Raw genomic sequence first — 21,298 nt, 5'->3', positions numbered from 1 at the left:
ATCATGAGCCAAATTAAGATCATCGGTCCAGATATCCCGAACATGCCTTGGGAAGAACGCCCTGAAGGACATCGTGACGTATTGTGGCGCTACAGCCAGAACCCAGTAATTCCACGCGATTTGCTGCCGAACTCCAACAGTATTTTCAATAGTGCTGTCGTTCCATTCGAAGGCGGATTCGCTGGCGTATTCCGCTGCGACGATCGCAACCGCTACATGCGCTTGCATGCAGGTTTCAGTAAAGACGGCATCAACTGGGACATCAATCATGAGCCGCTCACATTCGAATGTGACGATCCGGAAATCGGCAACTTTATTGAAGGCTACGACCCACGCGTATGCTGGATCGAAGACCGCTTCTATGTAACTTGGTGCAACATCTACCACGGCCCAACAATCGGCGTGGCATACACATATGACTTCAAAACATTCCATCAGCTTGAAAATGCATTCTTGCCTTACAACCGCAACGGCGTAATGTTCCCGCGCAAAATTAACGGCAACTATGCAATGGTAAGCCGTCCGTCCGATACAGGCCACACACCGTTCGGCGACATCTTCTATAGTGAAAGCCCAGATATGGAATTCTGGGGCCGTCACCGCCACGTAATGGCTCCAATGGGCGGCTGGCAAAGCAAGAAAGTTGGCGCAGGCCCAATTCCAATCGAAACAAGCGAAGGATGGCTCATGATTTACCATGGCGTACTGAACTCCTGCAACGGATTCGTTTACGCATTCGGCGCAGCTATTCTCGACTTGGATGAGCCTTGGAAAGTAAAATACCGCAGTGAACCTTACTTGCTGCAACCTTCCACATTGTACGAGTGCGTAGGCGACGTGCCTAACGTTGCATTCCCTTGCGCATCACTTGTGGACGCAGCAACAGGACGCATCGCGATTTACTATGGCGCGGCTGATACCGTTACTGCACTTGCTTTCGGTTATGTCGATGAGATTGTTGACTTCGTGAAGAACAATTCTCGTGTAAAATAAGTTATATTGTTAGCGAAGACTGCTGAAGGGCAGCCATACTTTACTAGTGCTCTTCCTTTCTTTGCAACCCCAAATACCTATGATAAAAATCCCCTTGCATCCAATCGCGCTAAGCGATTGTGCAAGGGGATTTTGCTTCATTTTTTTGCTTCATTTTCTCATTATTTGCACATCTGCTCACACCATTGCTCCGCGCAGTTGCTGCACATAGCGCCAGCGAATGACGAGGAAGTATATGATTTGAACGATAGAGAAGCAAATGAGCACTTTCATCGTGCTCTCCCCTACCGAGAAACCAACTAGCTGCTGCAGCGCAGCAAAGGCCACCCCGCTATGCACAATTGCAATGATAAGAGGCAAAAAGAACATGACCAGCAATTGACGAGTAACGACGCGGTTCAGTTCCCTGCGAGTCAACCCCATCTTGGACAGCATTTCAGTCTGCTGCTGATCCCTATTGCGATCCGTATACAGACGGAAATACAAGAAGCTTGCTGCAAATGTAAAGAACACAACGCCAATAAGCACACTCACCAGCAGCAGCAATCCGTTCGCCTGCTTGGCTGCCACCCATTGCGGATACAGAGCCCTAAACTGAAACTTCTGCTCCTCACCCCGCTGTCCTTCTTGGCCAGCATGAAGCTGCTTCATTAATTGTTCAGTTGCATCGCCTAGCTTGTTCCAATGCTCCATGGCAAATCCATAGACTGTATAAGAACCTAGACCCGACTGATCCTGATCTGGAATCTGCTCATAGGCGTCATCTGTTACTACAGCGAGCTGTATAATTCCATAATCCTGCGGCAGCACTTGATAAGGTACAGCCTTCATAATTTGAAAAGCAAATCGAGCATGCCCCTCGTTTAACTGTATGACTTCTTGAAGTTCTTCCTTATTGTAGATTCGTTCCCCCATGACCGAAGTAGGCACAAGGAACGCTTCATTGTCGCCAGCCAACTCCTCCTTCTCATAGCCAAGCGCGGAGGCAAGCTTGTTATAATCCGACAGCTTCATTACCGTTACAACATCACTGGCATTTTTCAATGCTGCTGCCCCCACACGATATGACAGCTTCGAATGATCAAGCTTCTGTTGAATAGCCGCTATATGCTCCTTCTCCTGCTTATTCCCTGAGTACGAATAATACGTAAATGCATATGGGTTTGTCATTTCGGCTAAGCCCTGATTGCCAATCGCCGTACACGTTCCAATGGCAGTAAACGCCACTGCAGAAATAACAGCAACAATGAAGAATAACCGCGAGTTATCCTTTAACCGATACCCAAGCTCAGAGAGCGTCAAGAGATTCGTCTTATGAAAATAGAGCCGCTCTCTGCGCTTCAGCATGCGCAGTGCATATACTGCAAGCTGCGTGAACAAAAAATAGGTTCCCGTTACGGTCAGCACCACTCCCGACAGAAGCTGCAGGAAGGAATAGCTGACACCTGTCGCAAAGGAAAATACCGCAGCATATCCTGCTCCAATCAGCAATATCGCAAGCAGCGACAGCCACACCGATGCCTTAGGCTCCGGCTTCGGTTTGTCCGACCCTTTGAGCAAATCAATCAGCCGGTTGATTCGAACCATTCGAGTTGTCACGACGGAAATAATCAGGAAGAGAACAAAGAAGGCAATGCCAGTGGTCACAATCGCTTTCCAGGGTATATAGAACGCCAATCCTCCATCTATTGCCAGCAGTTCTGAAATTGCAGATAAGATCAGCTTCGAGAAAATGACGCCGAGCAGAACACCCGCTATAATAGAACCGCAGCCGATCAGCATATTTTCCATGAAGACCAGCTTGCGGAACTGATTAGGCGACATTCCATGTATGATCAGGATCCCGAATTCCTTGTTCCTTGTCTTTAAAAATGAACCCACCGAATATAAGATGAAGAAAAATGAAAATACGACGAGCAGCACCTGCGATACACGCAGCCCCATCATCCCAAGCATACTTAGCGTCTCGCTTGATGAGCGGATATTGCCGTCCAATTCAGGATGGAACAGGAGCAGAGAATAGGTAAAGAACATAAGTACAGAAAAGGAGCTGCTCCAAAAATGTGCCGCGTACATCCGCTTGTTGCGAGCGATATTATGAAAGGCTAGTTGCGAGAATGTCATTCGGGTTACCTCCAATCACAGACAGCACATCCATAATGCTGCGCATGAACATAGATCGACTGCCTCTCCGAGTTATTTCATGATGCAAACGACCATCCTTAATGAAGATAACGCGATCACAATAGCTTGCTGCCATCGTGTCATGCGTCACGAGCAGCATCGTCGTTCCCTCTTCCTTGTTCAGCGTATACATCGTATCCATCACATCACGTGATGATTTCGAGTCGAGATTCCCCGTTGGCTCATCCGCAAGCAGCAGCTTCGGCTGGTGAATAATTGCACGGGCGATTGCTGCACGTTGAGCTTGGCCGCCAGAAATCTCGTAGATGCGCTTATTCAGCAATGCGGTGATCCCCAGTCTTTCCGCCAACGCTTGAGATTTGCGGTGCAATTGTTCTACGCCCACGCCATCCAGGGTCAAGGGGAGCACAATGTTTTCCTTCACGGTCAACGTATTTAATAGATTAAAAGACTGGAACACAAAACCCAGCTCACGTCGGCGGAACAGCGCCAGTTTCTCCGGTGATAATTGAAATGGATTATTGCCCTGAATCAAAACCTCTCCCGATGTCGGCGCATCAATCGTTGCAATCATATTCATCAATGTCGTCTTTCCGCTCCCGGAGGGCCCCATAATCCCAACAAATTCCCCCTCCTCAATCGCAAGATTGATCGTGGACAATGCCTGATAAGATACCTTTCCTTCGTATGTCTTACTAAGATTTTTTACTTCTACCATAGCCATCTTATATTCAACTCCTATAAACGAGATTCATTTCATCCTGCATATTGGGCAAATCCATAATCGAGAAGCTCTCTTGCATCCGTCCAGACGCTGTTCGAGCCAGAGTGCAGCACAACCGTAATAATTCGGTGCCCCTCTCGCTCAGCAGCAGAGACTAAGCAATATCCAGCCTCGTCAGTAAAGCCTGTCTTAATGCCTGTCGAGCCTTCGTAATAATATTCGCTACCCTGCTGCAGAAGTCGATTCCGATTCGTATACGACTTCATCAACTCTTCCATATCCGAGTTGACCAGCTTCACATCTGCTGATGTTTGACCGACAATGCTGCGGAACAATTTGCTCTTCATAGCCTCCTTCGCAATTACGGCCAAGTCATGCGCTGAGCTGTAGTGATTTGCATGGTGGAGTCCATGCGGATTCATGAAATGCGTGTTGCGAAGATCAAGCTCCTCTGCCCGCTCATTCATACGCTGAACGAACACGCGGATAGCTTCCTCCTCCTGTAAAGAGGGATTCGATTGAAGCTGACGCCCTAACTGAACAGCAATTGTTCTTGCCGCATCATTTCCAGAAGGCAGCATCATCGCCTCCAGCAAGTCCCTCCATGACAATAGCTCTCCAAGGCGCAGCCCTGCTGAACTCTCCCCAGGATTTGCGAGCAGCACTTCTTTCCCTACCGTTACTTGCTCATTCATGTCGGCCATCTCAATGGCCAGCAGTGCAGTCATTATTTTCGTCGTACTTGCCGGTTCCAGTCGCTGATTATCATTCATTCCATACAGTACTTCGCCCGTATCTTGATTCATCACGACAGCAGCATGAGCATCAAGCGTTCCTGAAGCCAGAACGTTCTGCCCAGTCACGGTATGCACACCATCTGCCACAAGCTTATTTATCCTATGTTTGATTTGCCCAGAATAAGGCTGCATCGCGAACCATATGCCTGCAGCTGCAATACATCCAACGAGCATCCATTTTTTCATGTTTAATTTCACATGTATCCACCCTTATCTTGTCATCACGCACTCGCGTCTCTTTATGCGGTATAGGTATAAGATAAAGGAATGGATTTAATAATGTGCTAAGTTGAGATGAAGATTCATGAATGAAAGATGAAGAAAATATGAAGTTGAAGCTGGCACATCCAGACTAGACTTTAGTAGGGGGCATTATTCGAACAGAACCTTTATAATGGAGTTATGGTTGTGAAAAATGTAACTTAATGAGGAGGTATGCCTTGTGAAACGCAACATCTTAGCCGCTGTTCTCATCTTAGGAGGAAGCCTCTTGCTTGGCAATACGGTATACGAGGGACTTGCAGATGCAGGAGAATCGAATTCCCGCACAGTACCGGATCGCGGCATGCACGATTTGAACGATTCTCGCATGCCGCATATGCAGCGTGCACACATGCAGGGTTCCATGGATGGTTCGCATATGGATATGCGGGCATTTAATAAATCGGACAATTGCCAGTAATATATATGGTGTCTTTGAAGAAGGGGCTGTACCACAAGTCATTACACTTATGGTACAGCCCTTCCTATTTCGCCAAACCGATATCCGCTGGCAAAATGATAGGCTATTGGTTTTCTCCCTTTTGAGAGAACCTGCTAAATTTTTTTAAGTATGAAATTGTTGCGAAATAAACCAGAAATAAGTCGAATTTACCAACTCCATCTATAATCAAGCTTAATATGAAATTTATGGATGAGGTGTGAAAATGATCCGAAGATACTTGGGCGCCGCTGCTCTTGAGCCTTTTTATTTTGTCTACGACAAATCGACCTGTTTAATTAAAAAAATTGAGATGACCCGACAGAAAATGATAAAAGCTGCAAACGAAAAAGAGAGTTTTACGGACGAAGCTGTTGTACGGCTGAGTCAAGAGTTGGACTACTACCTTTTGGAATATCAGAAATGCAAATTGCGCAAACAAAGCAAGGCTGTGTAAAGCTGCCTATATACCACATCCCTTGTCGTCCCCTAATTGATCATTTCTTTAAGAGGGATTGTAGATAACAATCTTATTGGATATGCGAGGGGTAAATGATAATTTATGTAATATCAATACCGCAGAATGTTTACATGATTTTTACGATATAGTAAAATATAGGATACGAACTGTTGAAGGACGGTGAAGAAGTGAGTACCGTTGCTGCGAAGCCAAAAAGCTTGGGGGAGCTCATACAGTACCATCGGCTAAACAAAAACATAAGCTTATCAAAGCTGCAGGAAGCGGTCGGTCTGGATAAGGGCAGCTTGTCGAGAATTGAAAGAGGAGAAGTCAAACGCCCGGATTTTCATATCCTATTATCCATTGCTGCTGCATTAGATATTCCCCATCATGACATCGTAGAACTGTACATCGAGATTGGCCATAAATCCGAAGTGATCTTCTCTATTTTCCAGCATGAATTGGCGACACTTGAGCATCCGTTGCTCATATGCAAAATAGCTGCCAAGTTTCTTGAATCGCCAAGCGAAGACAGCTACGATCTGGTAGAGAAATTGTATCGAACCATCGAATCCATCGAAAATTCCGCCATTCAATTATCTTTGTATCATCTCATCATCGATTACTCACGATCCCACGGAATTATGCCCTATATTGCCAAGGGATTGTATCGAAAATATATGATTGAACGAAATGATTTCAGCAGATTGAAAGAAACGTATCAATCAGGAAAAAATGTGTTGGACTATGTTAATTTTTTGAGTGATAAAGAAAAAATAATAGCTCATTATAGCCTAGCGGTACATGCCTATAATCTATTGTTGTATGAAGATTGCATAAAACTCTGTTCCTATGTCCTAGAGAATGACGCACCACTCGGTGAATATAAGGCAAATGCCATCTTTAGCATTGCTTGTTCATACCACTACTTAGGGCAATATAAAAAAAGCCAAAGTTATCTGGACGAATACAGTAAATTTCCGTTCTCCTACGTGCCCGATAATGCTAAACTGATGACGGGAATAACGAATGGGAAATTAGGTCATACAGAATTAGCCATTTCACAATTACAGGAATATTTAGAGAACCCTTCGGACTATAATCTTATATATGCAGTAACTGAGTTGATTCATCTTTACCTTTCTTTACACGACTTCGCTTCAGCAGTGGAACTCTTAAAGCATGAGGACTCAATGCTGGAGAGCATTAATGATAAGTGCGCAACTCCATTTAAGAGATCAAGATTGGCCTATTTTTACCTACTTAAAGGAATTATGATGTTTAATACACGACGATGCGAGGAAGCTTTTAATTGTTTTATTGAAAGCACATGTGAATATATGGATATTGGAGTGCACGATAAAGCACTAGTAAGTTTGTTGCATATTCAGCAATCCGTAATAGATAATAATCCCCTTCCAAAATCCGAACTTGTCCAAAAAATTAACTCGTTGCATGAACAATTATGTAAGAAAGCTTCAAGAGACCCCGACATTGTCAGTAAGATGGTGGCTGCGTTAAGCTGGGCTAGGATTGAAATACCAGATTGGTTGATGACAATGTCAATGACTATGTCAACAAGCGGTATTACAATTCCAGAACTTCCAGGCTTTCGCGCAAAGTAATCTGGGACAACTGTATATTTAGTAGATATATAACTTACCGTATTAAACGCCAGACATGGCGTTTTTTGTTTTATATTATTGTACCCCAAATCGTTGCATAATATTTGTAAATAAGTCGATTATACCAACTCCATCTATAATCAAATGTGAGAAGAAAAAAATGCGAGATTAAACATTGCTTGTACTCTAATTCGTTTTTTAGCAATTAAATGTTGGAGTATTAAGTTTACATTACAGAAATCACCTACTATAAGTTAGGAGGTTTACTTGAATGTGTGATCAAATTATATACCGCCGTTACATGGAGTCTTTGCAATACTACATCGGAATAAGTGATTTGACTTCGGATAGAAAGCAGTCGCTTTATCGATATGTTGAATCTGTTATTGAGAAAAAAATTAATTCTGACAGTCCCCCGCATAATATCCGTTTGTTTCTAATAGATCTAGGAAATCCCAAGAAGCTTGTAGATGAAGAATTAAAGAAACAAAATGCACAACCTTCTGGCGCCTTTCTTGGTAAATGGAAACGTGGAATCGGGTTTATGCCCCTTATTTTAACGGTTAGTTGGACATTCAACGATGATTTATACAGGCAAATGTCAGTATGGAAGTTCGAATCTTCTATCTGGTTATTTTTCATCATTCTTATATTACTGCTTGCAGGAACTATTATATCTTTTTACAAATATCGCTATGATCAGTTGTTTAGTAGAGAAGTATATATCATTAATTTTATGGTTTATCTCCCAGCATCTTTGCTCTTCTGCCACATGATATTACATCGTTTTTCTGTTGTTGCATTGTCCATTCCAATTCTACTAATTGCTTTTACTTCAATATTTGCATATATTTTGCATCGTAATTATTCCTCTCTAATCAAGCGATTGTTTAAAAAATGAGCCGTATTTTTGTTGATTGTCAACAATTAAAATAAAGGTGGGATAAACTATGTTACAAAGAATCGCATCTATTGTTATTATTTTCACATTGTTTCTGAGCACTCTCCCTTCTGCATATGCTGATAAGGAAACAGCTCTACAGACATCGAATAATGGATGTGGGTGTAGCACGAAACTTTCCAAAGATTCGTTAGAAGCCGTAAAGCAAACAACAAAATTGAATCATATTCAAATTTTATCTCCTGTCGAGTCACTTGTTTTTTTTGAAAAACATATTAAGAACAATGAGACCTTTAGAACTTTTACCTCAAAGCAACATGTCAATATTGAAAATACACAAGAGATTAAAGTAATTCAAACTGAGAAGAAAGGTTTAATCAACTACACATTCAGCATACCAACGTCTAACAAAAATGCAGAGATAAGCGGTAAAACAAATGAACAAGGAAAAATAGAAGAGATGCAATATGTCAAACTTGAAGACGTAAACATAGATGATTCCGAAAATATCAAGTTTCGTATTATTGATTTACAAGACAAAACTTCGGAGATCTCATTAAAGGAACTAACCTCACTTAAAATCGAAGTGGCAAACAAATTTGGACTAATTAATGATGATGAAATGTCTACAGCTGATGTTAACTGGAAGAAATTAGCCTGTTCATTAACCGGCTCGTTAGCTTGCCCGACTGCTTGCCTTGTTTTTGTTGAATTGCCGCCAGTTATGGCAGCTTGTAATATTGGATGCAAAGGTGCATGGCAAGCAGGTCTTTGTTCAAAAGCTTAAATAATTTATTGTAAGTTTCAGTCAGCAAAAATACGGAAATATTCCTGCGGTTAACGCAGGTTTTTTCATGGATAGATTTAAAGCTAAGTGCGAGTTATCTGGTCAAGTCCATAATTGTGTGTAAGTTCTCGCAAGCAAAATTCGTTCTATCCTAAACGCAACGACCTTGGAAGAAGTCTTTGCATGCGTTTTACGCCATTCCAAATCGTTATATCCGAATACTTGCGACTATTCCTCGTTTAGACGTGCTTGGCTGTTCGTTGTACGCAAACGCTGCAATAATTCTCTGAAATCGACATCACCGTTGGAAAAGGAACTGCTCAAAATTACTTACAGGAGTGGGTTAACGTCTTGAAAACTATCAAAACATTATTGCGATCTTTCGAAGATTATTCAAGTAAATTTACGAATCAGGAATTATACGCCTTTACAGAGGGCGGAACCGAACCGAGTTTAATAAAGTGGAATCCTTCCGTTTCAGAAGATGAACTGAATCAATTCATCAAAAAAATGGATGGTACTTCCCTTCTGACTTAAGGGAGTTTTACCTTCTTCACAATGGAGGCGTTTTGTTCCAACATCCATATTACGGTGGAGGAATAAATATTTACACTTTAGAGGACATACAAGGCATAAGCGACGATTCCAAGAAACTACCCAAGCATTGGTATCCTATTGCCAGGACAGACCTCACAACAGGGGATATATGCATTGATTCTGAAAGATGTCGCTCGGGGCAGTATCCATACATGTTTTTTCTAGGCAGCATAGATCAACTTGACGAGGCAATTCCAATACACACCGACTTTACCACGTGGCTAACCAGACTGTTTATCTGCCAAGGTGAAGAATATTGGGTATGGGATTATGAAGACAAGTTAACGTTTAAGTCTTTAAATAATTAAAGATTATAGTCAAATTTATAAAAAAAGACGCTTCCATCCTCAAAAATGTCGGTTTGGAGGCGTCTTTACACTTTGGAGTGAACATAATTTGAAAACGATTAAAACGTTGCTGCAATCGTATGAAGACTATTCAAAAACATATCCGAATCAAGAGATAGTCGCATTTACTTGTAACGGAGACGTGTCAAAATATCTTGTGGAATGGCGTCATATATATTGATTCAAATAGGTGTAAATCCAAGCAATATCCCTACATGTTTTATCTGGGCGGTATAGATCCGATTGATGAAGCAATTAAAATTCATTCTGATTTTACTACATGGTTAGCCAGACTTTTAGCCTTTCACGGAGAAGAGTATTGGCTATGGAATTATGATGACCGATTGACATTCAAGTCCTACTAAATTTGATAAGCCAAAGGGCATGCTACCGAATTAGGAGTGATCCCTTTGTTCAACAACGGGTTGCCGTTTCTAATTGTTACTATGCTGCTCCTATTTTACGCGCTTATTGCTGTAGGAGTTATTCTGCTGATTTTTAAACGCTCAAAAAGACCTAATTTGCTTAGTGCATTATTTTTACTTGCAGTAGCTGTTGTTTCAACGGGATTCTTGGGATTCTTGCTATTTTCAAATAAGAATCTTCCATTTGATATCACAATAATAGGAAATCTAATCTTAATGGTTATTATTGCTTTTACTGTTTTTAAGAATAGAAAATAGAAACCTTCTATTGGAGAAAATAGATTAACTTATTTCGGTAATAATATGTTGAAATCTTTAGACATGTTTATTAGCACTTATGGTTTCCCGTTTTGGGATTGGATCTCCGATCAATAAATGTAAAGTAATTATGAATTGAGCAATAGACAAAACAAAGGACGTAACACTGCACATGCAGCAGATTCGTGCTGCATCATGTACAGTATTCGTCCCAGCCAGACATTTTTCGCCAGCATATTGTGCATTTCATAAAACATGTCTTATCGGATCATCCTATCAGACGGCCCCTTCATGTCTCTCTGGAGGTGTCGAACAGCATGGCAGCTCCACGACAAAGTAAGTGCCTTCCTGATTGCTTATCGCTTCAATTGTGCCTCCATGCAGCTCCACGATCGTCTTGGATATGGCAAGACCTAATCCAGAGCCGCCGGAATGTTCCGATCTTGATTTCTCCACGCGATAAAAGCGATCGAAGATGTGCGGCAAATCATGAGTAGGAATCGGCTCCCCGCTATTGTGCACAGAGATCATAATCCGTTGCCCCCGCTTGCGAAGGAATATTCCCACTTCGGATCCGCGCGGCGCATATCGCATTGCATTCGTTAGCAGGTTGTCGAACACCCGCACCAGCTTGTCCGGATCCGCCTCGATCCAGTACTGATCCTCATCACTATGCATGGAGATGGTCAGACCCTCCTGCTCCATCGGATAGCGATAGTGTACACACAACTGGCCTGCCATCTCTACAATATTGAGCGGTCTCGTATGCAGCGTCATTCCACCGTTCATGCGGGTATATTCGAATAGGTCATTGATCATGACATGTAAACGTTGAGCCTTCTCATAAGCAATATTTGTATAATGCCGCAGCTCCACTTCATCCCTGTATCGATCCTGCTCAACCAAGCCTAAATACCCCATAATAGAGGTTAAGGGTGTACGAAGATCGTGGGACACACTGGTAACGAGTTCATTTTTGGTGCGCTCTGCAAGGCGCTCTTCTTCTAATGACAGCTTAATCTGCTCGGCCATTCGATTAATGTTATCAGCAAGCCTGCCAATTTCATCATCCGAGGCAACGGTGCAGCGGGCATCAAGATTGCCATCAGCCATACGCTGTACGGTTGCCGTAATTTGCTCCATACTTTTGATCAGTCTGCGATTCAATAAGAAATAGATGCCGACGAACAGGGCAAGCCCGACTACGATCAGCGGTCCAACAACCCCAAACAGCCTTTCTAAGAACCGAAACAGATCGTTAAGCAGCTCGATATGAAAGTAACTATACACAAATAGGGCAAAGCCTAGTAACAGGTATGCAGTTATAGATGCTAATATTATGCTAAACATAAATGTGAACAGCATCTTCCACCGAATACTTCTATACCATGGTGTCTTCAATCTTATACCCTACTCCCCATACGGTCTGAATAAGCTTGCCCCCGCTGGATTCCAGCTTGTCCCTAAGCTTGCTAATATGAACCGCCACCGTATTGTGCGATCCATTAAAGTCTTCCTTCCATACTCGTTCGTACAATTCTTCCGCACTGAATACCCTGCCCGGATGACTCGCCATTAAATAGAGAATGTCGAATTCCACACTTGTTAGATGGATCGGCTGCCCATCCACCTTCACGGAATGCGTCGCTTTGTTAATGTCCATCGCCTGAATGCGAATCACATCCAATGGCTGCGCTTGGGATTGAAGCTGTGAATTCAATAAATAAGCACGGCGAAGAAGCGATTTCACACGCGCAACCATTTCAAGCGGATTGAACGGTTTCGTCATATAATCATCCGCCCCGGTCATGAGGCCCATGATTTTATCCATATCCTCAGATTTCGCACTGAGCATCATGACCGGCGTCGCTTTCTGCTCGCGAATTTTACGACACACAGCCAAACCATTCAGCTTCGGCATCATGACGTCAAGGATGACGAGATCAATCGATTCCTGCTCAAGCACCTCCAGTGCCTCCAAACCATTGAAAGCCTTAATTGTATGATAGCCTTCATTTTTTAAATAAATATCGATTAAGCCTGCGATCTCCTTATCGTCATCCACAATTAATATATTGGTCACAATCGGTGTCCTCCCCGTTCCCTGTCACTCCACTATTCTTGGCACTAGCATACCGTTAATGACGACTCTGTTCAAATCCATATTAGTAAAGTCAGGCTCATGCCCACTTATATAAATCCCCGGAAAAACTCTAAAAAGCGACGACCCTCCGTTACATCATGCTTCATAATGGCATATGTTCTTGCTGTTGGCAGCACCAATTCCGGGCAATCCACCTGAAGCAATCGGCCTTCCGTTCGTTCACGGCGAATTGTAATTTCAGGCAAGAAGGAAATGCCCAACCCTTCTTCGATAAACCGCTTCGTCACATGAACTTGGGTAACCAGCATAGTGCGAATATACCGATACCGCGTTTGAAGCTCCTGCATCAACGGTTCCCAATATTCCGGATGATTATAAGTAAGCAGCATATGCGTCGCCAGCAAATCGCCTAAATGAAGAGGGGCAGCACTTTCCGCATCATACCCATCGTGAGGTGCGACCAGCACCACCTCATCTTCCCCCAATATATCGCAGGTAAGCCGTGCATCGCTTGCCCATAGGCGGGACAGGCCAAGATCCACCTGATCCTGCAGCACTGCATCGGCAATCTGCTTCGATTCCAGCACTTGAACTTGAACTTCCACGTCAGGATTGGCGCTTACATAGCGATTCAGCACATGGGGAATGAGATAAGCCGCTACGAGCGGAGATACCGCAAGATTCAATCTCCGGGAATAGCCCTGCTTGAGGCGATGCAGTTCCTGCAATCCCTCCTCATGTACAGACAACAGATGCTTCGCATGCGGAAGAAATCGGCGTCCCTCCTCTGTCAGCTCTACTCTACGTCCAACCCGCTTGAACAAGCGCGAACCCAAATATTGCTCGAGCTGCTTAATCTGGATCGTGACTGTCGGCTGAGAGATGAATAATTCCTCTGAGGTGCGGCGGAAATTTTCATGCGCAGCTGCATGCACAAACGTTTGAATCCACTTCAAATCCATTGTAATCAGCTCCCATTGATTAGGATTCCCTATCAAACCAATAAAAACGTTTCAATATTTTTAATCAAATGCCATGTATATAATAATACATAATAAAGGAGGAGGGAAATGATGGTTGACAAGGGATTAAAGGGTGTTGTTGCTGCGGAAACCGAATTGAGCTTCATTGACGGAAATGCCGGTATATTGCTATATCGTGGTTATGATGCAAAAGAGCTTGCTATTCGACATTCCTTCGAGGAAGTGGCTTACTTGCTCTGGTACGGCTCTCTGCCGAACTCAGCAGAATTGCAATCCTTCAAGGCAGCCTGGGTACGCTGCAGACAGCTTCCTGAGCCTGTCATCCAATGCTTGAATCAGCTTCCTTCAGACATGAACTTGATGAGCCAGCTGCGCACCGCAGTATCTGTACTAGGAACGACAGTATACGAAGGCGCTCCACACGTCGAGCAAGCGATGGCGCTAACAGCGGTAATGCCTGCCATTATCGCGAATCTATATCGCAAGAAGAATGGACTGCCCGTCTGGGAGTCGATTCCGTCTAACAGTTCTTTGAGCCATGCGGCTCATTATTTATATTTACTTACCGGTGAGGTTCCATCCGATATTCATGCCAGTGCTCTAGAAACGTACATGATCCTTACGATGGAGCATGGACTGAATGCCTCTACCTTCACTGCACGCGTCATTACCTCCACGGAGTCGGATATGGTTTCCGCATTAACAGGAGCGCTCGGCGCAATGAAGGGGTCGCTTCATGGCGGAGCACCATCCGGTGTAACCGAAATGCTAGAGCAAATCGGAACTGCTGATTGCGCGGAAGACTGGCTGCGCGGACAATTGGAGCAGCATCGTCTGTTGATGGGATTCGGACACCGAATTTACCGGACACGCGATCCACGAGCAGAGGCATTGAAGATGCGCATTGCACAGATGGAGGAAAGTGATCACTGGCTGGATCTGGCCCAATCCGTTGAGGACACTGCCGTACGATTGCTCGATGAATATAAGCCGGGCCGGAAACTATATGCGAATGTTGAATTTTATGCAGCAGCCATTATGCGTGCTATCGGCTTGCCTAGTGAACTGTTCACACCAACCTTCTCGGCCAGCCGCACGGTTGGCTGGACTGCCCATATGATTGAGCAGGCAAAGGATAATGTCATCTACCGTCCTGACGCCAAGTATATCGGTTCTTTTCCTGCTACCGAATACGTATCCTAACGAATTTATTAATGGTTTACAAGTTTCAATACTCGATTAAGAATATACGAGGCGCCGCTTCTGTCGGATTCGAATTACCGACAAGCAGGCGCCTCTTTTTTCATACAAAAAAGCCGTATTTCACCAAAAGACGAACAATCACAAATTTGGACTATCTTCATTCGTATCCCCCAAAACTACAACTCCCCTCTGCCCCCATGGTTGAATTAACCAGTGTAACTTTTTAGACTTGGTCAGATTGTACTCTTGGAATAGACAAAACAACATATATTTTTCTATTCAGCATCCTTATAATTCATGGGTTTATGAGCAAAATACTTATGAATATACACAGTATATGTACACTCATAAAGGACACAAAAATGACGGGGAATTGTTAAATTTTTTCTATAAAAAGGTTTTATGACCATAAAAGATTATATTAATGTAATAAATTTTATCACCCTGTGTAAAATCTTCTTTTACGGAAACGGTCGTATTTGCGACAATTCGTATTTCAAAAAGCGCACATTGTCAGTATAATGTGTGAAAAGTGTTCCTATATTGCAGAGAGGTTAGGTGGAAGTCCTATGGAAACCATACAACGCGAACAAACAGAAGTACTTAACCCATATGAAATCGTTAAGAGGCAAATTGATACTGCTGCTGCTAAATTGCAATTGCCGGAGCATGTAACAGAACTACTGAAAAGACCAAAGCGTGTTCTGTCGGTCAGCTTTCCGGTTCGAATGGATGATGGCTCCGTTCGTATCTTTGAAGGCTATCGCTCGCAGCATAACGATGCAGTAGGACCAACAAAGGGCGGCATTCGCTTCCATCCGGATGTAACAATTGACGAGGTAAAAGCACTTTCCATGTGGATGACATTCAAGTGCGGCGTTGTTGGCTTGCCATACGGCGGCGGCAAGGGCGGCGTTATCGTTGACCCACGCACATTGAGCAAAGGCGAGCTTGAGCGTCTAAGCCGCGCATTCATGGAGGCAATTGCCGACATCGTAGGCCCAGAGCGCGATATTCCAGCTCCAGACGTATATACAACACCACAAATTATGGGCTGGATGATGGATACATTCAGCCGCTTGCGCGGACACAACTCCCCAGGAGTCATTACAGGCAAGCCAATTATTATTGGCGGCTCCCAAGGTCGGAACGCAGCAACTGCACAAGGTTGCGTATACGCGATCCAATCCGCATTGGAAGATATTAAGCTGCCAATCGAAAAAGCAAAGGTAGCCGTTCAGGGCTTCGGTAACGCTGGACGTATTGCAGCTCGCTTGCTTACAGATCTGGGCGCGACAGTTGTCGCAGTCAGCGATTCCCGCGGCGGTGTTTACGATGCAAATGGCCTTGATTTGGATCGAGTAGAGCAGTTGAAGGACGAAGCAACAATCCTGGACTACGGCGCAAGCTACCATATCAGCAATGAGCAGTTGCTTGAACTGGACGTTGATATCTTAATTCCGGCTGCATTGGAAAATGTCATTACGCAGGAAAACGCACCGCGCGTTAAGGCACGCATCATTGCAGAAGCCGCAAATGGCCCAACAACACCTGAAGCGGATGCAATCCTGAATAAAAATGGAACGATTGTTATCCCTGACATCCTGGCGAATGCCGGCGGCGTAACCGTATCGTACTTCGAATGGGTACAAAACCTGATGAACTACTACTGGAGTGAGGAAGAAGTTCTTGAGAAGCTTCAAGTGAATATGGTGAAATCGTATAATGCTGTTCGCGATTTGGCAAAAGAGTACGGTACAGATCTTCGTACGGCTGCTTATATGATTTCGCTTCAGCGCGTTACTGAAGCTATGCGCGCAAGAGGCTGGGTATAAGCAATTTAGCCACAGACAGCCTAATGAACGATAACCCGGAATATACAGCCCTCTTACCTTCTGCTTGAAGTGAGAGGGCTGTTCCTTTGTTTCCTAGAATATATTTTCTATCGTCAACATGTATTGAGTCTATTCATTCCACGCACAATATCAACTATATTTTACTAATTAAAACTGGCCGTTTTCATCCCCAAGTGTTGGTAACAACCGAAGCTTCGTCTATAATGAATACTATAGATTAACGATACTGTATCTAAAGGAAAACCGAAATCATGAATGCGAAGCATACCAAAAAGCACCGTTCCCGCTTCATCCCCTTTCGAATGACACGGGATATTGTGAAGGTGTGGAAATATGCGTATCGTCCCTTCCTCCTATTTGAATTGGTGTATAAATTGTTGACGATAGGCGTATTCATCCCGCTGCTCACTATACTGTTCAACAAAATACTCGATGTTGGGGGCTTCAATGCAGCCGCCAACCATGACCTGCTGCGCTTCGTGTTCAGCAGATATGGCCTAATCAGCCTCCTGCTCATGGCACCGATCGCAATAATGCTCATCTACACCGAGCTCGCGGTTCTCGTCTACATTGCCTATTATGGAATTCAGGAAAAGCGAGCACGAATTCGGCCTGTATTGCTCAAGGCGATTTCTCGCCTTCCAGGCTTATGGCGCATCGGGATATTCGGTCTCGCTCTCTATTTGCTGCTGCTGTTCCCTTTGCTTGACGCTGGCATCGGCGGATCACTGCTGCCTAATGTAACGATACCAAACTTCGTTACCGGAGAGCTGATGAAGACAAGTATTGGAACGATCGCCCTGGTCATTGTTGCACTGATTATCCTTGTTCTGAATTTGTTTTGCATTTACGCCCTTCCGATTATGGTATTAGAGGGGAAAAATCAATTTTGGAACGCTGCTCGCAGAAGCGGCCGATTGTTCTGGCGGAGCAAGTGGTCTTTAGTTAGAGCAGTATTAGAATGGGCCTTCATTTTCCTAATCCTGTTCATTCTGCTTATCTGTTTATTTATTTTCATTGGAATGATGCTTCCTGATGGAGGCGGCGAGTCTACCTTATTCATCACATTCGGTATAATGCTCAGTCTAGGCTTGTATATCGCTACCCTTGTCATGACGCCGCTGTTTATTACCGTTATTACATTGTTGTACGTACGTTATCAAGGTGTTCACAATGTGAACATCGATATCGATGGAGTTGATGCATCTGTATGGGAAGGCCGCGATATGCGGCGCTCACTCCTACGGCGGTACCGTTCAGCAGTGACTACTTTCGGGCTGCTCATTTTGATCGCTATCGGCTGGGGTGCAACCACCTTACTGACTGATTGGGGAGAAGCCAATGATAAGTTCATTATTATGGCTCATCGGGGCGCTGTTACCTCCGGTGTGGAAAATACGATGGGGGCCTTCGAAGGAGCTATTCGAGCAAGGGCCGATTATATTGAGCTCGACATTCTGCAAACGAAGGATGGCAAGCTTGCCGTCATCCATGATGAGAACTTGAAGCGGCTGTCCGGCAAAAATGTGAATGTGTACGACCTCACTCTCGCTCAGTTACAGCAAATTCCGCTGCGCGTTGGAGAATTTAGTGACTACGTGCCATCCCTTGACGATGTACTGGAGCGAACAAAGGGAAAGATCAAGCTGAATGTAGAGCTGAAAACACATGGGCATGAGAAAAACCTTGTTCCTATCTTTGTCGACACGATACGAAAACATAAAGCCGAAAAACAAATTATCGTGCAAAGCCTCGACTATGAGCTCGTACAGCAAGTGAAGAAGGCTGCACCAGACTTAACGGTTGGATATGTTATTTTTGCAACCTTCGCTCCGCTCAATCGATTCGAGGCAGACTTCTTCGTCGTAGAAGAGTCATTCGCTCGACCTAGGCTGATTCGCTCCGCGAAGATGAGCGGCAAGCCTATTTATGTATGGACCGTAAATGATGTGGATAGTGTTGAGCGCTTCTACACACTAGGGGCAGATGGGATTATTACAGATATCGCTGCCGAGGCAATCGATACGATCCAAATCTTGCATCAAGAAGAGAAATTGGAACAATAAATGACGGAGCTGCCGCTCCTTCATGCACGAACACCCGGTATGCAGCGCTAGCGGCCATCATACCGGGTGTTTTTGTCGTCATTTATATTTGGGCGTCTTCGTTGTCCTTATTCAGCTTTTCTCGTACGGATTGAAGCTTTTGAGCTACCGAAGAAGGCTTGTCTCTTCGATCATCTATTTTTAGCACAGTAGACACTCGCTGCGCTCCCGCTTCAAATGGACTCTCATGAAGAGCTTGCACCGCTGCAAGCAGCCGATCCAGCGGCCCTTCTATAATCGTTCCCATCGCGGTGAGCTCATAGGTAATACCTTCGACACTCTCCAGTGCCTTCTGCATCCCTGCCACATACCCGCTCAAGCTTGTAGAGCCCGTGCCCACAGGAATTACAGTAATCTCTGCTATTGCCACAACGATCAATCCTTTCTTGAACTAGCTCAGGCCCGTAATTCGGCCCTGCGAGTCAACAGATAAGCGCTCAGCAGCGGGCTCCGTCGGCATTCCCGGCATCGTCATCACTTGCCCTGTATGCACCACAATAAAGCCAGCCCCAGCAGACAAGCGGACATCCTTCACTTCAACGGTGAACTGCTCAGGTGCTCCAAGCTGACCTGCACGATCCGAGAAGGAATATGGAGTTTTCGCCATACATACAGGCAATCGGCTCACACCAAGCTGCTCTAACTTGCGCAGCGCACGCTTCGCTGCAGGATGATAATGAACGCCTGCACCACGATAAATGCGTGTAACGACTGCTTCAATCTTCTCCTCAATAGAGAATTCATCTGGATACAACAGTTGGAATTTCGCTTCTGCTTCGGAGGAATCAGCTAAGTTTGCTGCATAGTGTGCCAGCTCTCGGCATCCTTCGCCGCCCTGTTCCCAAGCCTCCGACAAAATCGCCCGTACTCCCGATTCCCCGCATAATTCTATGACAGCCTCAAGCTCGGCAGGCGAATCGGTTGCGAATCGGTTCACTGCGACAACTAGCGGCACCCCAAATTGCTTCATATTTTCAATATGGCGCTTCACATTTACGAATCCGGCCCGAACCGCATCCACATTTTCAACAGCAAGCTCCTGTTTGGGAACACCGCCGTTATATTTCAATGCCTTTACTGTAGCAACCAGTACAACTGCCGATGGGAACAATCCCGTCTGACGGCATTTAATATCCATGAACTTCTCTGCTCCAAGATCGGCCCCAAAGCCTGCCTCCGTCACGACATAATCAGCCAGCTTCAGTGCAAGTCGCGTGGCCCGAACACTGCTGCAGCCATGTGCGATATTCGCAAAAGGCCCGCCATGCACCAGCACCGGATCTCCCTCTCCAGTCTGCACTAGGTTCGGGTGGATGGCATCCTTCAGCAATGCACACATCGCTTCCACTGCATTCAAATCCGCCGCAGTAACCGGTTTATCTTCTTCATTAAAAGCTACCACAATGCGTCCCAAGCGGCTGCGGAGATCGTCCATATCCTCAGCCAAGCACAATACGGCCATAATCTCCGAGGCCGTCGTAATCATGAACCCATCCTCGCGAACTGCACCATTGCCATCTCCTAGACCAATTACGATGCTTCTAAGCGCACGGTCATTCATATCGACCGCCCGCTTCCATACGATACGCGAAGGATGAATACGCAGCGCGTTTCCATGATAAATATGGTTATCCAGCATAGCAGCCAGCACACTATGCGCGGATGACACAGCATGAATGTCACCAGTAAAGTGTAGGTTAATATCTTCAGCAGGCACAAGCTGCGCTCTTCCGCTGCCTGTAGCACCGCCCTTCATCCCCATGCATGGGCCAAGAGATGGTTCCCGCAAAGCCGCTACCGCCTTGCGTCCAATACGATTTAGACCCTGCGTCAGCCCAATTGTCGTCAATGTCTTCCCTTCTCCTGCCGGCGTCGGATTCATTGCGGTGACAAGAATGAGCTTCCCGTTCGGTTGATTAGCTACGCGATCCCATACCTCTTGCCCCAGTTTGGCCTTGTACTTCCCGTACTGTTCTACCTCTTCCTGTGGAATGCCTAATTGCGCTGCAACATCTACGATACGCTTCATAGTTACGCCGTCTCCCCCTGCATCCGGTAGTGTTCAATCTGGAATACATGTGATATTCATTCCTAAGTTCCTATAATACCTAATACCCCTATTATACACGCCTATTCCGCCACTTACATGTGATCCTTACAACTCAATTGTGTCAAATGAAAAAAGAGCCTGTTTTCCCAGCTTCCACGTCTAAATGGATGCATGAGAAGCAGACCCTTCCTTCTCTATATAAATGGTTTTCTAATTATTGGCTCTAAGTCCCTTACCG

20 protein-coding genes are annotated in these 21,298 nt (G+C 44.8%); 12 read left to right on the top strand and 8 right to left on the bottom strand.

Annotated elements, in window-relative coordinates; all coding sequences use genetic code 11:
• Positions 1-3: 3 nt before the first annotated feature.
• Positions 4-993, top strand: a complete 990-nt coding sequence (locus NO352_RS23415; RefSeq protein WP_005543591.1) for a glycoside hydrolase family 130 protein — start codon at positions 4-6, stop codon at positions 991-993.
• Between the two features lie 177 nt (positions 994-1,170).
• Here NO352_RS23415 and NO352_RS23410 read toward each other — a convergent pair whose 3' ends face one another.
• From NO352_RS23410 to NO352_RS23400, 3 genes are read right to left on the bottom strand one after another with little or no spacing between them, the layout of a single operon-like run.
• Positions 1,171-3,117: an ABC transporter permease gene (locus NO352_RS23410; RefSeq protein WP_289356892.1), complete on the bottom strand. Its 1,947-nt coding sequence runs from the start codon at positions 3,115-3,117 to the stop codon at positions 1,171-1,173.
• A complete protein-coding gene (locus tag NO352_RS23405) occupies positions 3,089-3,862 on the bottom strand; it encodes an ABC transporter ATP-binding protein (RefSeq protein ID WP_005543593.1) in 774 nt (257 codons plus the stop codon). Before NO352_RS23405 ends, NO352_RS23410 begins: the two co-directional genes overlap by 29 nt.
• Before the next feature lie 32 nt (positions 3,863-3,894).
• Complete coding sequence (locus tag NO352_RS23400) at positions 3,895-4,857, bottom strand: D-alanyl-D-alanine carboxypeptidase family protein (protein WP_005543595.1); 963 nt, start codon at positions 4,855-4,857, stop codon at positions 3,895-3,897.
• A 244-nt stretch (positions 4,858-5,101) separates the two neighbouring features.
• Here NO352_RS23400 and NO352_RS23395 point away from each other — a divergent pair, with 244 nt between their 5' ends.
• The 8 genes from NO352_RS23395 (at position 5,102) to NO352_RS23365 (ending at position 10,759) form a co-directional block, all read left to right on the top strand.
• Positions 5,102-5,341: a hypothetical protein gene (locus NO352_RS23395; RefSeq protein WP_005543597.1), complete on the top strand. Its 240-nt coding sequence runs from the start codon at positions 5,102-5,104 to the stop codon at positions 5,339-5,341.
• A gap of 244 nt (positions 5,342-5,585) precedes the next feature.
• Entirely contained in the window at positions 5,586-5,816 is a 231-nt protein-coding gene (locus NO352_RS23390) for an aspartyl-phosphate phosphatase Spo0E family protein (RefSeq protein WP_262866389.1), read from the top strand.
• A gap of 173 nt (positions 5,817-5,989) precedes the next feature.
• Positions 5,990-7,444, top strand: coding sequence for a helix-turn-helix domain-containing protein (locus NO352_RS23385; protein WP_289356889.1), 1,455 nt, complete (start codon positions 5,990-5,992; stop codon positions 7,442-7,444).
• Positions 7,445-7,715: 271 nt separating this feature from the next.
• Positions 7,716-8,345: a hypothetical protein gene (locus NO352_RS23380; RefSeq protein ID WP_289356888.1), complete on the top strand. Its 630-nt coding sequence runs from the start codon at positions 7,716-7,718 to the stop codon at positions 8,343-8,345.
• A gap of 49 nt (positions 8,346-8,394) precedes the next feature.
• Positions 8,395-9,132, top strand: a complete 738-nt coding sequence (locus tag NO352_RS23375) for a hypothetical protein (RefSeq protein ID WP_289356887.1) — start codon at positions 8,395-8,397, stop codon at positions 9,130-9,132.
• A 351-nt stretch (positions 9,133-9,483) separates the two neighbouring features.
• Positions 9,484-9,669 (top strand): hypothetical protein, encoded by a 186-nt coding sequence (locus NO352_RS23370; protein ID WP_289356886.1) that lies wholly within the window; start codon positions 9,484-9,486, stop codon positions 9,667-9,669.
• On the top strand, positions 9,630-10,037 hold the full coding sequence (locus NO352_RS25230; RefSeq protein WP_353961279.1) for an SMI1/KNR4 family protein: 408 nt from the start codon (positions 9,630-9,632) through the stop codon (positions 10,035-10,037). The genes NO352_RS23370 and NO352_RS25230 overlap by 40 nt, the downstream gene beginning before the upstream one ends.
• 449 nt (positions 10,038-10,486) lie before the next feature.
• Positions 10,487-10,759 carry a hypothetical protein gene (locus NO352_RS23365; RefSeq protein WP_289356885.1) on the top strand — a complete coding sequence of 91 codons (273 nt, stop codon included), beginning with the start codon at positions 10,487-10,489 and terminating at the stop codon, positions 10,757-10,759.
• A gap of 276 nt (positions 10,760-11,035) precedes the next feature.
• Here NO352_RS23365 and NO352_RS23360 read toward each other — a convergent pair whose 3' ends face one another.
• The 3 genes from NO352_RS23360 to NO352_RS23350 form a co-directional block, all read right to left on the bottom strand.
• Positions 11,036-12,160: a sensor histidine kinase gene (locus NO352_RS23360; protein WP_005543613.1), complete on the bottom strand. Its 1,125-nt coding sequence runs from the start codon at positions 12,158-12,160 to the stop codon at positions 11,036-11,038.
• Complete coding sequence (locus tag NO352_RS23355; RefSeq protein ID WP_289357002.1) at positions 12,141-12,845, bottom strand: response regulator transcription factor; 705 nt, start codon at positions 12,843-12,845, stop codon at positions 12,141-12,143. Before NO352_RS23355 ends, NO352_RS23360 begins: the two co-directional genes overlap by 20 nt.
• A gap of 104 nt (positions 12,846-12,949) precedes the next feature.
• Positions 12,950-13,825: a LysR family transcriptional regulator gene (locus NO352_RS23350; protein ID WP_005543615.1), complete on the bottom strand. Its 876-nt coding sequence runs from the start codon at positions 13,823-13,825 to the stop codon at positions 12,950-12,952.
• Between the two features lie 111 nt (positions 13,826-13,936).
• Here NO352_RS23350 and NO352_RS23345 point away from each other — a divergent pair, with 111 nt between their 5' ends.
• The 3 genes from NO352_RS23345 to NO352_RS23335 all read left to right on the top strand — a co-directional run bounded on the left by NO352_RS23345 (position 13,937) and on the right by NO352_RS23335 (position 18,971).
• A complete protein-coding gene (locus NO352_RS23345; RefSeq protein ID WP_005543616.1) occupies positions 13,937-15,049 on the top strand; it encodes a citrate synthase/methylcitrate synthase in 1,113 nt (370 codons plus the stop codon).
• A gap of 569 nt (positions 15,050-15,618) precedes the next feature.
• On the top strand, positions 15,619-16,884 hold the full coding sequence (locus tag NO352_RS23340) for a Glu/Leu/Phe/Val family dehydrogenase (RefSeq protein ID WP_005543617.1): 1,266 nt from the start codon (positions 15,619-15,621) through the stop codon (positions 16,882-16,884).
• Positions 16,885-17,156: 272 nt separating this feature from the next.
• Entirely contained in the window at positions 17,157-18,971 is a 1,815-nt protein-coding gene (locus NO352_RS23335; protein WP_005543618.1) for a glycerophosphodiester phosphodiesterase, read from the top strand.
• Between the two features lie 82 nt (positions 18,972-19,053).
• On the opposite strand, the gene NO352_RS23330 is transcribed toward NO352_RS23335, so the two are convergent.
• Together NO352_RS23330 and NO352_RS23325 are read right to left on the bottom strand one after the other, a co-directional pair.
• Positions 19,054-19,380 carry an MTH1187 family thiamine-binding protein gene (locus NO352_RS23330; protein ID WP_005543619.1) on the bottom strand — a complete coding sequence of 109 codons (327 nt, stop codon included), beginning with the start codon at positions 19,378-19,380 and terminating at the stop codon, positions 19,054-19,056.
• 21 nt (positions 19,381-19,401) lie between these two features.
• Positions 19,402-21,039 (bottom strand): formate--tetrahydrofolate ligase, encoded by a 1,638-nt coding sequence (locus NO352_RS23325; protein ID WP_289356883.1) that lies wholly within the window; start codon positions 21,037-21,039, stop codon positions 19,402-19,404.
• Between the last annotated feature and the right edge of the window lie 259 nt (positions 21,040-21,298).

It is taken from the genome of Paenibacillus sp. S-12 (assembly GCF_030363895.1).
In the GTDB taxonomy this organism is placed as follows: Bacteria; Bacillota; Bacilli; order Paenibacillales; family Paenibacillaceae; genus Paenibacillus_B; species Paenibacillus_B alvei.
This window is presented reverse-complemented; position numbering and strand designations above follow the sequence as displayed.

Coding starts and splice junctions, on each gene's coding strand:
- NO352_RS23415 (WP_005543591.1), top strand. CDS start 4: ATGAGCCAAATTAAGATCATCGGTCCAGATATCCCGAACATGCCTTGG.
- NO352_RS23410 (WP_289356892.1), bottom strand. CDS start 3,117: ATGACATTCTCGCAACTAGCCTTTCATAATATCGCTCGCAACAAGCGG.
- NO352_RS23405 (WP_005543593.1), bottom strand. CDS start 3,862: ATGGCTATGGTAGAAGTAAAAAATCTTAGTAAGACATACGAAGGAAAG.
- NO352_RS23390 (WP_262866389.1), top strand. CDS start 5,586: ATGATCCGAAGATACTTGGGCGCCGCTGCTCTTGAGCCTTTTTATTTT.
- NO352_RS23380 (WP_289356888.1), top strand. CDS start 7,716: ATGTGTGATCAAATTATATACCGCCGTTACATGGAGTCTTTGCAATAC.
- NO352_RS23375 (WP_289356887.1), top strand. CDS start 8,395: ATGTTACAAAGAATCGCATCTATTGTTATTATTTTCACATTGTTTCTG.
- NO352_RS23350 (WP_005543615.1), bottom strand. CDS start 13,825: ATGGATTTGAAGTGGATTCAAACGTTTGTGCATGCAGCTGCGCATGAA.
- NO352_RS23345 (WP_005543616.1), top strand. CDS start 13,937: ATGGTTGACAAGGGATTAAAGGGTGTTGTTGCTGCGGAAACCGAATTG.
- NO352_RS23340 (WP_005543617.1), top strand. CDS start 15,619: ATGGAAACCATACAACGCGAACAAACAGAAGTACTTAACCCATATGAA.
- NO352_RS23335 (WP_005543618.1), top strand. CDS start 17,157: ATGAATGCGAAGCATACCAAAAAGCACCGTTCCCGCTTCATCCCCTTT.
- NO352_RS23325 (WP_289356883.1), bottom strand. CDS start 21,039: ATGAAGCGTATCGTAGATGTTGCAGCGCAATTAGGCATTCCACAGGAA.